This is a genomic window from bacterium (assembly GCA_022616075.1).
Taxonomy (GTDB): domain Bacteria; phylum Acidobacteriota; class HRBIN11; order JAKEFK01; family JAKEFK01; genus JAKEFK01.
On sequence record JAKEFK010000142.1, the window covers coordinates 1 to 13,027 of the forward strand.

Sequence of the window (13,027 nt, forward strand, 5' to 3'; positions counted from 1 at the left end):
CTCCCGACGCTGAAACTTTACCGCAGAGGTCGCAGAGAGCGCTGAGACTAGCTTCCGAGAATCTATTCTCTAAGTTTTTTCTCTGCATCCTTTGCGTACTCTGCGGTGAATTTTTTTGTTGTACGCGGGTGGGCTTGGAGCGATACTATAAAGAGCCTATGCCGAGAATCAAATTTCCTTATTTTGTCCTACAGTTAGCTATTAGCCTGGTTCTTTTCGGCTTTCTCGTCACTCAAATAGACGTAACGAGCTTTTTTCGGGCGCTGTTAAAGATCAAGATCGGCTACCTCCTCATTGGGCTTGTTTTGTTTCCTCTTGGTCAGCTCGTATCCGTAATCAAGTGGCGATACCTCGCGCGGCCTCTCGGCATCCATCAAGATTTTAAGCCGATGGTGGGATTGTATTTCATAGGGACTTTCTTCAATTTTGTTCTGCCTACGAGCATCGGCGGCGATATTACTCGAAGTCTTTATTTGACACCCGAGGCGGGCAAAACACGAATCTCTTTTCTGTCGGTCCTGATTGAGAGGGGCTCTGGCGTTGTGTCCCATCTGATCCTGGCGTCCATCGTAATGTTGACTCCCTTCGGAGCCTCTTTGCCGAAATTGCTTCGCTATGGCTTTCCGGCTATCAGTCTCCTTGCGTTGATCTTTCTGGGTTTGCTTCCTTTGATCCTTGGAAAAACCAGAACGCGCCTCCGGGAAATCGTCTGTCAGGATTTGATTGTGTTCTGGAAAAAACCGTGGATCGGGATTGTTGCCATCCTTTACTCGATGCTGTTCCATACAGTCCTCGTGATGATCCATGTTTGCGTGACGCGGGCTCTTTCGCTGTCGATTCCGTTGCCGTTTCATTTCATCACCGTTTCGCTGGCAAGTCTGGCCTCGCTGCTTCCCAGCTTTAATGGAATCGGGTTCCGAGATGCTGTCTACATTTACTTACTTTCGTTTATGGGGATTTCGCCGGCTCAGAGTCTGCTCTTTTCGATGTGCTGGTTCCTGACGATGTGTGTTTCAGGCTTTATCGGATGTATTGTTTACCTGATGAAAGGACTGAAACCGCGTGCTCCGTTGATGCAGGAGGTTTCGCATGGCAAAGGATGAAAAGCAGCAAAGAATTGAGGGCACGCTTGGCAATGTCGGACTCGGAAATAGCGACCCGGAAAGGGTCGCCCAGATTGTAGAAGAGTATGAACGTGCGATGTCCACGGCTGATTTTGCCCGCCATAACACAGGGAAGAAAAAATTCAAAGACGTCCTTTCCAACGCGGAAAAAAAGGGTGAGGAAAACAAATAGCGCGGCCGCGATCTTTCTTATCCTGTTCTTGCCCTTGTTTGTTTTCGCCGAATCCGATCAGGAAAAACAGCTTTTTGAATTCGTCAACTCGGAAAGGTTGAGAGAAAAGCTCATGCCGCTCTTGTGGGATGAGGACCTGTACCATGTCGCTCTGGCCCACAGCAAAGATATGGCCACAAGGGGGAAGGCAAGCCATGAGGGAAGTGACGGCCGCCAGCCATATGAACGGATCCAGGATGCGAAAATCTATGCTTCCAAAACCGGTGAGAATATCGCGCGTGATTTAAATGTGATCTCGGCTCATACTTTATTGATGCAGTCTCTTTATCACCGTGAAAACATTCTGGAGCCCGAATTTACGCATTCCGCAATTGGTATCGTGAAAGAAAGACAGTTCATCTACATTACCGAGCTTTTCATCCACCGTGTTGGCGACTATTCGGTGGATCAAGCCCGGCAAACACTTGTAAAGCAGTACAACTTCTATCGCCAGGACAAGAAACTCGGTCCGCTCGTGCTTTCCGAATCTTTAAGTAATGCGGCCCAGGCCCATGTCGAGACGCAAAAGAAGTTTGATTCGTTGAGCCCGATGCTTCTGATGAGTTCCGTTGCGCGAACCAACAGGGGAGCGACGCTTGTCAGTGTTTATACCACGACCGGTTTACTCGAGATTCCAGCGCAGGTCCGCAGCGATCTGGAATCCAATTCACGCAAGCTGGGGATCGGATTCAAAAGAATTCAGGGATCCATCTGCGGTGGCGGATGCTACTTGATCGTTCTGGTATTCGGATAAGGAGCGCAGGCTTCCAGCCTGCATTACGGGCCGCGGGCATCCTGCCCGCAATATCGTATGCGAAAAAAACTTCACGAGCGAATCGAAGTCCTGTACGAAGATCGGGATGTCATTGTTGCGGAGAAGGCAGCCGGAATTTTGAGCTATCCGGTTGATGGAAGGGACGAGGAAAGCGCGATTCGTTTGATTCGCAGATACTGGAAAATTCAAAATCGCAAACAGGAACACGTTTATCTTCTACACCGGTTGGACAAAGAAACCTCGGGATTGATTGCTTTTGCGAAAACTACTCTCGCGCGCAATTCTCTGAGCCGGCAGTTTGAAGAACACGGTGTGGTGAGATGCTACCTTGCAGTCACATGCGGAATTCCGGCGCAAGAACGTGGAACCATTCAGACTTTTCTCGCTCGCGATCAACGGGGCAAAAGGGCGGTCAGCCGAAAAGGCAGGCCGGCGGTCACGCTGTATCGCGTAGTCCTTGTGAACCGGCAGCTAAACCGGGCGCTGGTGCGGTGCTATCTTCACACCGGAAGGACACATCAGGTGCGCATTCACATGGCACACTTGAACACACCGGTTGTCGGCGATGCTGTTTATGGTGTTGAACGCTCAGGCAGAATGGCGCTGCATGCGGAAGTGCTCGGCTTTATTCATCCACGAACAGACCGTCCGGTTCTCATCCGTTCTTCTTTGCCGCAAGAACTGTCTCAACTGTTAGGAGCGCGATGCGATCGCGTCTATTTCCAATCGAGCGCCCTTCGGTAATTTGGACACTTCCACCGTGGATCTTGCAGGGTAAGGTTCCTGAAAATATTCAGCATAAACGCCATTGACTGTTTCGAAGTCGCCGAGATCCGCAAGGAAGATTGTGGTTTTCAACACGCGATTTATCGAAGAACCGGCCGCTTCCAGAACCGCTTTGATGTTATTTAAGACTTGCCTCGTTTGAGCGACGATATCGCCGTCGTTCATTTTGCCTTCCGGAGTTAAAGGAACCTGCCCTGCTAGAAATAAAAATTCTCCATATTGAATGACCTGAGAATAAGGACCCACCGGTTTCGGCGCCTGTTCCGTCATGAATGCTCTTTTCATCTACATCTCCTTTTTTTCACCGCAGAGAACGCGGAAAACGCCGAGAAAGAAATTCTTATTTCCTCTCTGCGCCCTCTGCGTGCTCTGCGGTGAATCTTAAATTCTACGGAAATTTTTTTCGATTTCATAGTGACTGATCCGCAAGATGATCGGTCTGCCATGCGGACAAACCTGCGGCGTATTTGTTTTTAGCAGCTCCGCTATGAGCCATTCCATTTTCTCGATTGTCAACGGCATATTGATTTTTACTGCGGCCTGGCAAGCCATTGATTTCCTCATTTCTTCCGCAAAGGACTCCAGGACACCATCACGGTAAAGTCTTTCCAATTCGTTAAACAGACGTTGCATTGCCGCAGAATAATTTGCGTCCACAAGAAAATCGGGGATTTGCCGGATCATCACGCTTCCGTTGCCGAAGACTTCGATGTCGAACCCGAGCTCGCGAAAATGATCCGCGTAATCCTCCATGAGCATCATTTGAGCCGGGTTCAGCTCCAGCACAAGCGGGATTAATAAATTTTGCCGGTGAATTTCCCGGGATTCCTGTTTGCGCAGGAGAAGCTCATAAAGAACTCTTTCATGCGCCACGTGTTGATCTACCAGGATTAAACCACCTTCATCAGACAGAACAACATAAGTATTGTCGTACTGTCCTATAATTTTGTATTCGCCTGGCTGGGGCATTTTGCGTGGTGCCGGCGCCGGCATAGAAAGACCTGAGGCGGCAGAAGGCGCATCCAGGAACGGATTGACTGAAGGCGCAGCGCTTTGCAAGTTCAACTCCGGCGCTGAATACTTTGGAATGTAAGAATTCGGCGAAAGTTGAAAACTCGGTAGAGGCCGCGATTGATTCAAAAGTTTTTGAATTGAATCGATGATTCCTTTTTGAACAAGACTCTGTTGAAGAAAGCGCACTTCATATTTTGCCGGATGGACATTGACATCCACCATCGCTGCGGGCATGTCCAGAAAGAGGAGGGCGACAGGATATTGTCCGGTTTCTGCGTAAACCCGGTAAGCAACATAGATCGAGTTTGAAAGAACCTTATCCTTTACCAGCCTGCGATTAATGAAGAAATACTGATAATTCTTGTTTGTTTTCATCGCGCTGGTGTTGCTGACAAAACCAGTTAGATGAAAATGGTAGAGGGTTTCGTTCAGCTCAACCAGCTGTTCGAGGATTTCTGCTCCGAGAATCTGGTAAATTCTTTCGCGAAGCGTTGTCGTTTTGGGACAATTTAGCGTTTCGCGCTGATCCTGATGCAGGGAAAATGAGATTTCCGGATGAGCCATGGCAAATGCCTGGACCATATGAGTGATGGCGGACGCTTCTGTCCCATCGCTTTTTAGGAATTTCTTGCGTGCGGGTGTGTTGAAGAAAAGATTACGTGCTTCGAAAATGGTTCCATGGGGCAAAGCGGCAGGCTGCTGGCTCTGGCATTTACCGCCTACGAGGAAAAGACTGACGCCCGCAGATTCTTCTTCGCGTTGCGTTTTTAGTTGAACCTGTGAAACCGCGGCAATCGAAGCGAGCGCTTCTCCCCGAAATCCCATTGTAGCGATCTGGTGGAGATCTTCTGATGATTGAATTTTGCTCGTGGCGTGACGTTCAAAAGCAAGCAGCGCCTGATCCGCGGCAATCCCCGAACCGTCATCGGAAACCCGAATGAGCTGCTTTCCGCCTCGTTCGATTTCCACCCGGATTTCCGTGGCTCCCGCGTCAAGCGAATTTTCAATCAGCTCTTTTACGATGGAAACCGGCCGTTCAATGATTTCGCCCGCCGCAATTTTGTTTACAACTTCATCCGGCAGAAGCGCAATTCTACTCATCCGCATTAGCGTAGCATAGAACGGTAGGGGCGACCCTTGTGGTCGCCCTTAACGGGCGGGGACAAGCCCGCCCCTACTTGAAATATAATTTGTTGCTTGAAGAATCGTCTTTATGTTTTTATTGCGATCTTGCTTCTGATCGCTGTTGTTCTCTTCTGCATCGGTACATTCAAACGCGCATTCAGGCCGGAGGGGAATGATTTCACATCCTATCTAACCGCGGCAAAAGCTTTCCTGAACGGTTCAGATCCCTACGATCCGGACGCTTATTTTCCGTACTTGTATCCACCACTTCTGGCATTTCTTCTGATTCCACTTCTTTTTGTGCCGTGCGGCCTGGCAATCTTTCTGTGGTTTCTTATCAACGCCGCAGCGCTCGGCCTGTCTGGCTGGTTGATCCTCAAATCATCCGAAAATCAATCGATCGGCTTTTCTCAACTCGGAATCGTCTTGCTGCTTTTCGCTGCGCCTCTTCAAAGCAATTTCCTCAATGGCCAGGTAAACGCGTTGATTTTGCTTCTTTGTTTATCTTTTTTCTATTTTGGAGCCGCTTCCAGGAAGTTTACCGCCGGCTTTTTTCTTGCGTTAGCGATCGTTATCAAGGTAATGCCATTTGTGCTTCTTGGTCTTTTGCTGTTTCGTAAACGCTTTAAGGAGTTACTTTACACGCTTTTTTTTATAACGCTCCTGGCAATATTGCCTGCTTTGATTGTGCAGGGTCAAATTGCGGAGCTCTATGATTCGTTCATGAAAACATTGGCGCATTACGGGAATCAACCGGTGCATTTTGAGGAAGGTAAGAAATTCTTCAGCCTGGAAGCTTTTCTTGCTTATTCCTGCGTTCCTGGAGGGAAATGGTTTTCAAGAATATTTGTGCTTGCCGCAATCGCGTGTCTTGAACTTGTGAGATTGGTTAAGAAAACAGAGGATCGTTTCTACGGTTGGTTTTCACTTTATCTGATTGTTCCTTTGCTGATTTCTCCTTTTTCTGAAATTCATCATTTCTTACTCTGTATACCTGCTGCGGTTCTGTCTTTGTCGCTGAGGAAAAATGAATTGCCCTTTGTGATGATGTTTTGGATTTTTTACCTCACCGGTCACGCGTTCGAAGAGGGTCCGTTCTATTTTTTGTCTTTGGTTTCACTCCTGACAGCCCTGACCCTGCGAAATTTTGAAGTGGCGAAAACCCCATCTATAATTGATGCTCGGAAGTCCTAAACAATCATGACAAGAGGGAAGTTTTTTTATCTGGCGTTGCTTTTCATCCCGGCATTCATTTTTGGGCAGGCTGCGGAGATCAAAACGTATCAACTTCAGAACGGAATGAAGATACTTGTCCAGGAGGACCATACCATTCCGAATATTGCGATGTACATTTTTTACCGGATCGGGTCACGCAATGAACGGCCCGGGACGACCGGCATTTCCCACTATTTCGAACACATGATGTTTAACGGCGCAAAGAAATACGGTCCCAAACAGCTGGATGTGGTCATGGAAGCAGCGGGCGGAAGCAATAACGCTTATACGAATAAGGACGTAACGGTTTATCAAGATTGGTTTCCACGAACCGCAATGGAACTGATTTTTGACTTAGAAGCCGATCGAATCGAACATCTGAATTTCGATCCGAAAATGATCGAATCGGAAAGGGGCGTTGTGGCTTCTGAGCGGCGGACCACTGTGGAAGCAAATAATTTTGGAATTCTGAATGAGCAATTGTGGGCGACTGCATTTGTCGCACATCCTTATCAATGGCCGGTCGTCGGCTGGATGGCGGACATTCAAAGCTGGACGATGGAGGAGTTGAAGGCGCATTTTCGAATGGGATACTCTCCTCAAAATGCTACTGTCGTTGTTGTGGGGGATGTGACGGGAGAGGAAATTCATTCCTTAGCAAAAAAATATCTGGAAAAGATTCCCGCTCGCGAAACTCCTCCGCCGGTCAGGACAAAGGAGCCTGAACAACTGGGAGAAAGGCGCGCCTTTGTGAAAAAATTTGCACAGCTTCCCATCTTAATGATCGCCTATCACGTACCTCAAACCTCTCATCCCGATTTTTATGCTTTGCAGGTGTTGCAAACAATTTTGTTTGACGGGCAGAGCTCCAGGCTTTATCAACGATTGGTGGATAAAGACCAGATTGCGATCGAAGTTGGTGGCTTCACTCCTTTTGCGCTCGATCCTACTCTCCTGATTCTTTACGCGCAGCCGAATCAAAACATCGAGACTCAAAAAGTCGAAGCAGCGCTTTATGACGAGGTTAAAAAAATTCAATCGGGAGGAGTTTCATCCCGGGAAATCCAAAAAGCAAAAAACATCTTGCTCGCCGGCTTCTATAGAAATATGAAGACCATCAGCGGCAAAGCAGATGCTCTTGGAACGTATGAGGTGTTCTTTGGCGATTACAGGAAGTTGTTTGCGGCTGGTGAGGCGTACGAAAAAATAACAGCCGAAAACGTCAAACGTGTTGCGAACACGTATCTTGCGGAGAAGAACCGTACCGTTGTGACCTTGATTCCAACGCCGGAAGAAGAAGCTGAACAAAAGACTCCATAAAGCATGAAAAAAATATTCTTTTTGTTTCTCTTGTTTTGTTCTTCTTCTATATTTGCTCATGAGCCGCAACTTGAATTCCCTGATTATAAAAAAACGAAACTTACAAATGGCATGACGTTACTGCTGATGGAGCAACAGGAAGTGCCAATTGTGAGCTTCCAATTCCTGTTGCGAACGGGAACGGTGGTCGATCCTCCGGGGAAAGAGGGTCTCAGCGCTCTGACAATCGGAATGCTTCGAAAAGGCACAAAGACGCGCAGCGCGGATCAAATTTCCAGCCAGCTCGATTTCATCGGAGGTTTGGTAAACGAATCGGCCAGTTATGACTACTGTTCCTTGAGCGCGGAATTTCTGAAGAAGGATCTGACCGAGGGAATGGATCTGCTCGCAGATATTCTGTTAAATCCTGTTTTTCCCAAAGAGGAATTTGAGAAGTTGTCCCGGCAACGCATCGATGAAATCAAAGCCGCCAAGGATGCAGCGAGCAACGTACTTGATTATTACTACGCCTCCTACGTTTTCGGGAAGCATCCTTATGGCCGTTCGGTCGATGGGGATGAAAAAAGTTTAGCCTCGTTAGTCAGTGAAGATGCTCTCGGACACTATCAAAACTTTTACAAACCGGGCAATGTGATCCTGGCTGTCGTGGGTGATTTTAAGATTGCGGAAATGGAAAGTCTCCTGCGGAGACATTTTGAAGCATGGGTGAATCAACCGGTACCTTCACCGGAACTGCCGGAACCGGCGCAGATTCAAGGCAACAAATTGCTGCTGGTTAACAAACCGGATTCAACTCAAACCTTTTACAGAATCGGAAACATCGGATCGTGGCGCACGAATCCGGACCGCGTTTTCATCAGAGTTGTCAATACGCTATTTGGTGGAAGATATACATCCATGTTGAATTCGGAGCTTCGAATCAATTCCGGTTTGACTTACGGCTGCGATTCCTGGTTCGAAAACCGCAAAGTTCGCGGCCCTTTCTCCATCGAGTCTTTTACAAGCAATGAAACAACCGTCAAAGCGATGGATTTAACTCTGGATGTACTCCGGCGGCTCCATGAAAAAGGAATCACGCAAGAAGCCCTGAGTTCCGCAAGGAACTACATCAAAGGACAATTCCCGTTGACGATGGAGACTACAAATCAACTCGCGTATGTGATCGCAGAATGGGAACTCTACGAAATGGATTCTTCCGAGATTACAAACCTGTATCAATTGATTAACGCCATGACACTGGCCGATGCAAATCGTGTGATCCGTGAATATTTTCCTCTGGACAATCTGGTATTTGTGCTGATTGGCAAGGCTTCCGATATAGAAGACGCGGTGAAGAAGTATTCGCCTAAAATCGATCGCAAAGAGATTACCGATCCCGGCTTTTAAAATTCTTCCTTCTTTGCGCCTTAGCGTCTTTGCGTTAAAATCTGAACATGAAGAAATTATTCTGCGTTCTACTTCTTCTCTTGATTGCCGGTTGCAGTGCGCGGGGGCCGCAACAGGGCTCCACAACTTCTTCTTCTGAAACGAAATTAACCATCACCGGTTCGCCACGACAAGGATTCGAGCCTATGCGTGTCACCTTCCGGGGATTGCTGGAAGTTCCAGACGAAAATGACAAAGACCATTATTGTCTGCAGGAAGAGTGGGACTTCGGAGATGGCGCGAAATCCACTGAAAAGCCAAACTGCGACCCGCATTCCTCCGACACAAAGATCAAGACAGAGTTTTTTACCGAACATGTTTACGAGAAACACGGGAATTACAATGTGAGATTGACTCTGGGTGATAAGAAAGTCCGCTCGCGCGCGATTTCTATTGTCATTCTGGAACGAAATACCGGTCCTATAAACTGAGGCTCCTGGTAGTTCACGAATGCCCCCTCAAAAATCAGCGCCACTGGTGGCCATCGTGGGTCGTGCAAATGTCGGCAAGTCCACGCTGTTTAATCGAATTATAGGAAAACGGCGCGCCCTTGTTTCGAAAGAACCAGGAATGACGCGCGACCGTCGCATCGAGAAGGCGGAATGGTTAGGGAGAACCTTCCGGCTGGTGGACACGGGGGGAATGCAAGGAGAAGAAGATGATATTTCCCGACTCATCTCGGCGCAGGCGAAAAAAGCAATCCAGGATTCTCAATTGATACTGTTCATTGTAGACGGACGGGAAGGGATCACCGGCCGAGATCAAGAAATTGCTACGTTCTTGCGCCGTGCGGACCGTCCTGCTTTCCTTCTTGTCAACAAGACCGATTCTCCCTCTTTTGCCGACCGGATTGCCTCGGAATTTCATGAATTCGGCTTTGAACATACGTTTGCCATTTCCGCAGAACATGGCTTGAACGTGGATGAAGTGCTGGACTCCGTGATTGAGCATTTTGAGTTGATTCCTTCTACAGAATTAGAGCCCGAAAAAGGAGTCTCGGTCGTTGTGCTGGGGAAACCGAACGCCGGAAAAAGCACGTTTTTGAACCGTTTGCTGGGTGAAGAACGTCTGGTAACCAGCGAGATCCCCGGGACAACGCGCGATACCGTTGATCTGGAAATAGAGGAAGGAGGGCAGCTTTACCGTTTCATCGATACAGCCGGGATCCGCAAAAAGGGACAAACCAAGACTGTCCCGGATAAGCTGGCTGTGATTCATGCGCGCAAATCGTTGGAGCGATCTGATATTGTTTGTCTGATGATCGATGCTTCCGAAGGGGTCACTCATCAGGATGCTGTCGTCGCGGGATATGCGCGGGACGCTGGCAGAGCCATGCTGCTCTTGTTGAACAAAATGGACTTATTGAATGCTGAAAAACGGAAATCCCTTGAAATGGAGGTGGAATCCAAACTAAAATTTATCAGTTACGCGCCGCGCTTGTGCATCTCTGCAAGGACCGGCCAGAACGTTCGAAATGTTTTTCCGGCCCTGCAAGAAGTTTACAAGTCGTATACGCAGAGAGTTACTACTGGCGAATTAAATGCCTTTTTCGATAAGGCGCTGGCAAATCGTTACCTGGGAACATTTAAAGGAAAACCGATCAAGTTGAAGTATATTACACAGGCAGGAACCCGGCCGCCTACATTCGTGTTGTTTACAAATGCCGGTTCTTATCTCCACTTCTCCCATTTGCGTTATCTGGAAAATCAACTGAGAATGAATTTTGGCTTTGAAGGCGCCACGATTCGAATTAAAGTGAAACGAGGCTAAATGACATGGTACTGTTTAACTACGCCACACGTGAGCTGACCGCAAAAGTTGTTTACTACGGCCCCGGTTTGTGCGGTAAGACTACGAATCTCGAGTTTATTCATAAAAGCTTACCCGAGAAAATGCGCGGCAAGATGCTGTCACTGGCTACTCAAACGGATCGAACACTTTTCTTCGATTTCCTGCCGCTCGATCTTGGCTCAGTCAAAGGAATGAAAACACGTGTTCAACTCTATACGGTTCCCGGCCAGGTATTTTATGATGCGACACGAAAACTCGTTTTGAAAGGAGCTGACGGTGTTGTTTTTGTTGCAGATTCTCAAAAAGAGATGATGCAATCAAATCTGGATAGCTGGGAGAATCTTCGGCAAAATCTTGCGGAGAATAATCTTGATATCACAACGATACCGCTTGTGATTCAATACAACAAAAGGGATCTCCCCAATGTTCTGCCCGTAAAAGATTTGAATCGGAGAGTCAATGTTTTGAAAGTTCCGTATTTTGAAGCGATTGCATTGACAGGTATGGGTGTTCAAGAGACTTTCAAAGGAATTGCGAAAGTTGTAATGTCGAATTTATCAAAGAAATATGGAAAACCCGAGGAATTGGCAGCGGCGATGAAAGGAGAGCAAACGGCAAGCGAAAAAGTTGCTTCGCCGGTTGCAGTCAAAGGAGTTCGAGAGGACCAAACGTTGGACCTTTCCGATCTGGAAGAAGAAGTGCAGGAGCTTCCTCAAGTGGAAGAGCTTGAAATGAGTGAAGAATCTCCTTTGAATTTAGAACCGGTGGAGATTGGCGATCAAAAGCTGGAAGATTATTCAATGGAGGTTCCCGAAGTTCAAGCTCCTGCGGAGCCGGCTGCGCCCGCACCACGATCCAATATCGCAGTGATTCCAACTTCTCCTACCCAGGAATCCAGAGCGCGCGTTCAGGATGCATCTGAGACGGAGCTGATTCCCGATGAGACGATCCATCTATCGCACGCTTCTGCGACATCGGGGGCTACGGCTCAGGAAATTCCGATCGAAATCTCAGTCAGGAAAGAAGGTCAGGACATCAAGCTGAACATTTCGATTCATCTTCGAATTCGCATCGATAACGACTAGGGAGTAGCAGGCCTCCGGCCTGCATCGCCGGCTAAAAGCCGGCATCAATGCCGCCAAAATGGCGGCGCTCATTAGAGGAGCGCCAGCCTCCAGACTGGCATAAATGACTGCCGGGCATTCTGCCGGCATGGTTCGTTTAGAAAAATCATTCTCCTCGTAGATGCAGAAGCAAATGTAGAAACTCCAGCGCAGGCCTCCGGCCTGCATTTACGGGCCGCAGGCATCTTGCCTGCTCTGTACTCATCCATAATCACATTCTCTGAATCTGTACTCCCAGCTCAATTCTAGTAATTCTTATGATCAGGAGGAATTCATTCATGGGACAAAAGATCACGCAGGTTGATGCATTTACGGGTGAGCCTTTCAAGGGAAATCCTGCAGCAGTTTGTGTTTTGCTGGAGCCAAAGGAAGACCAGTGGATGAAACTGGTTGCGCGCGAAATGAATTTGGCGGAAACCGCTTACCTTCTTCGTGAAGGAGAGGGTTACCGGTTGCGCTGGTTCACTCCGGCAACAAAGGAAGTGAGGTTGTGCGGACACGCGACTCTGGCAAGCGCGCACGTTTTGTGGGAAGAAGGATTCTTGAAACGCGAAGAAACGGCAAGATTTCTCAGCTTGAGTGGTCCACTCTCCGCAAAATGGATTGAGGGTTGGATTGAATTGGATTTTCCCCGGCTGAACGTGGAACCGATGCCTGCTCCGGATGGCTTGTTGAAAGGGCTGGAAGTTCCCGTGAAGTTCAGTGGGAAAAGCATGCAGACATGGCTTGTTGAAGTTGAATCCGAGGAAATTGTTCGAAAGCTTTCCCCTGATTTTCGACTCTTGAAAACTTTGGATCGTGATGTTCTGGTTACCGGCGCTTCGAAGTCAAAAGATTTTGATTTTGTTTCCAGATATTTTGCGCCACGACACGCGATTGATGAGGATCCTGTGACAGGTTCAGCTCATTGTGTGCTCGGTCCCTACTGGGCGGAGAAATTGGGGAAGAACGAACTGCACGCGTATCAAGCGTCTGAGCGTGGAGGATTCCTGCGAGTGCGAGTTACGGGTGACCGTGTGTATTTGCTGGGGCAAGCCGTAACCGTGATGCGCGGCGAGCTTATCTAGCTGGTAGTGGCAGAGCATTTTCCATACTGCTTGTCAGGATACGTTTAAGT

At 48.1% G+C, this 13,027-nt stretch carries 12 protein-coding genes and 1 pseudogene; 11 read left to right on the forward strand and 2 right to left on the reverse strand.

Annotation, left to right across the window (positions count from 1 at the left end):
• Positions 1 to 158 precede the first annotated feature (158 nt).
• From L0156_11510 to L0156_11525, 4 genes are read left to right on the forward strand one after another with little or no spacing between them, the layout of a single operon-like run.
• Positions 159 to 1,103 (forward strand): flippase-like domain-containing protein, encoded by a 945-nt coding sequence (locus L0156_11510; protein ID MCI0603626.1) that lies wholly within the window; start codon positions 159 to 161, stop codon positions 1,101 to 1,103.
• Positions 1,090 to 1,296 carry a YbgA family protein gene (locus L0156_11515; protein MCI0603627.1) on the forward strand — a complete coding sequence of 69 codons (207 nt, stop codon included), beginning with the start codon at positions 1,090 to 1,092 and terminating at the stop codon, positions 1,294 to 1,296. Before L0156_11510 ends, L0156_11515 begins: the two co-directional genes overlap by 14 nt.
• Entirely contained in the window at positions 1,280 to 2,089 is an 810-nt protein-coding gene (locus L0156_11520) for a CAP domain-containing protein (protein ID MCI0603628.1), read from the forward strand. Before L0156_11515 ends, L0156_11520 begins: the two co-directional genes overlap by 17 nt.
• Before the next feature lie 57 nt (positions 2,090 to 2,146).
• Positions 2,147 to 2,854, forward strand: a complete 708-nt coding sequence (locus L0156_11525) for an RluA family pseudouridine synthase (protein ID MCI0603629.1) — start codon at positions 2,147 to 2,149, stop codon at positions 2,852 to 2,854.
• Here the strand turns inward: L0156_11525 and L0156_11530 are convergent.
• Together L0156_11530 and mutL are read right to left on the reverse strand one after the other, a co-directional pair.
• On the reverse strand, positions 2,804 to 3,181 hold the full coding sequence (locus L0156_11530) for a RidA family protein (GenBank protein ID MCI0603630.1): 378 nt from the start codon (positions 3,179 to 3,181) through the stop codon (positions 2,804 to 2,806). The two genes, L0156_11525 and L0156_11530, sit on opposite strands and share 51 nt — an antisense overlap.
• 96 nt (positions 3,182 to 3,277) lie before the next feature.
• Positions 3,278 to 5,011, reverse strand: a complete 1,734-nt coding sequence (gene mutL, locus L0156_11535) for a DNA mismatch repair endonuclease MutL (protein MCI0603631.1) — start codon at positions 5,009 to 5,011, stop codon at positions 3,278 to 3,280.
• Positions 5,012 to 5,107: 96 nt separating this feature from the next.
• Here mutL and L0156_11540 point away from each other — a divergent pair, with 96 nt between their 5' ends.
• The 7 genes and pseudogenes from L0156_11540 (at position 5,108) to L0156_11570 (ending at position 12,977) form a co-directional block, all read left to right on the forward strand.
• Positions 5,108 to 6,229: a DUF2029 domain-containing protein gene (locus L0156_11540; GenBank protein MCI0603632.1), complete on the forward strand. Its 1,122-nt coding sequence runs from the start codon at positions 5,108 to 5,110 to the stop codon at positions 6,227 to 6,229.
• Positions 6,230 to 6,235: 6 nt separating this feature from the next.
• On the forward strand, positions 6,236 to 7,570 hold the full coding sequence (locus L0156_11545; protein ID MCI0603633.1) for an insulinase family protein: 1,335 nt from the start codon (positions 6,236 to 6,238) through the stop codon (positions 7,568 to 7,570).
• A 111-nt stretch (positions 7,571 to 7,681) separates the two neighbouring features.
• Positions 7,682 to 8,956: an insulinase family protein gene (locus L0156_11550; protein MCI0603634.1), complete on the forward strand. Its 1,275-nt coding sequence runs from the start codon at positions 7,682 to 7,684 to the stop codon at positions 8,954 to 8,956.
• 47 nt (positions 8,957 to 9,003) lie between these two features.
• Positions 9,004 to 9,426, forward strand: coding sequence for a PKD domain-containing protein (locus L0156_11555; protein ID MCI0603635.1), 423 nt, complete (start codon positions 9,004 to 9,006; stop codon positions 9,424 to 9,426).
• A 19-nt stretch (positions 9,427 to 9,445) separates the two neighbouring features.
• Positions 9,446 to 10,765, forward strand: coding sequence for a ribosome biogenesis GTPase Der (gene der / locus L0156_11560; protein MCI0603636.1), 1,320 nt, complete (start codon positions 9,446 to 9,448; stop codon positions 10,763 to 10,765).
• A 5-nt stretch (positions 10,766 to 10,770) separates the two neighbouring features.
• A pseudogene (locus L0156_11565) lies at positions 10,771 to 11,358 on the forward strand (GTPase domain-containing protein).
• An 830-nt stretch (positions 11,359 to 12,188) separates the two neighbouring features.
• A complete protein-coding gene (locus L0156_11570) occupies positions 12,189 to 12,977 on the forward strand; it encodes a PhzF family phenazine biosynthesis protein (protein ID MCI0603637.1) in 789 nt (262 codons plus the stop codon).
• The last annotated feature ends 50 nt before the right edge of the window (positions 12,978 to 13,027 follow it).

Bases quoted from the DNA above. Each gene is read 5' to 3' on its own strand.
- L0156_11510 (MCI0603626.1), top strand. From the start codon at position 159: ATGCCGAGAATCAAATTTCCTTATTTTGTCCTACAGTTAGCTATTAGC.
- L0156_11545 (MCI0603633.1), top strand. From the start codon at position 6,236: ATGACAAGAGGGAAGTTTTTTTATCTGGCGTTGCTTTTCATCCCGGCA.
- L0156_11570 (MCI0603637.1), top strand. From the start codon at position 12,189: ATGGGACAAAAGATCACGCAGGTTGATGCATTTACGGGTGAGCCTTTC.
- mutL (MCI0603631.1), bottom strand. From the start codon at position 5,011: ATGAGTAGAATTGCGCTTCTGCCGGATGAAGTTGTAAACAAAATTGCG.
- L0156_11515 (MCI0603627.1), top strand. From the start codon at position 1,090: ATGGCAAAGGATGAAAAGCAGCAAAGAATTGAGGGCACGCTTGGCAAT.
- L0156_11555 (MCI0603635.1), top strand. From the start codon at position 9,004: ATGAAGAAATTATTCTGCGTTCTACTTCTTCTCTTGATTGCCGGTTGC.
- der (MCI0603636.1), top strand. From the start codon at position 9,446: ATGCCCCCTCAAAAATCAGCGCCACTGGTGGCCATCGTGGGTCGTGCA.
- L0156_11550 (MCI0603634.1), top strand. From the start codon at position 7,682: ATGACGTTACTGCTGATGGAGCAACAGGAAGTGCCAATTGTGAGCTTC.
- L0156_11525 (MCI0603629.1), top strand. From the start codon at position 2,147: ATGCGAAAAAAACTTCACGAGCGAATCGAAGTCCTGTACGAAGATCGG.
- L0156_11530 (MCI0603630.1), bottom strand. From the start codon at position 3,181: ATGAAAAGAGCATTCATGACGGAACAGGCGCCGAAACCGGTGGGTCCT.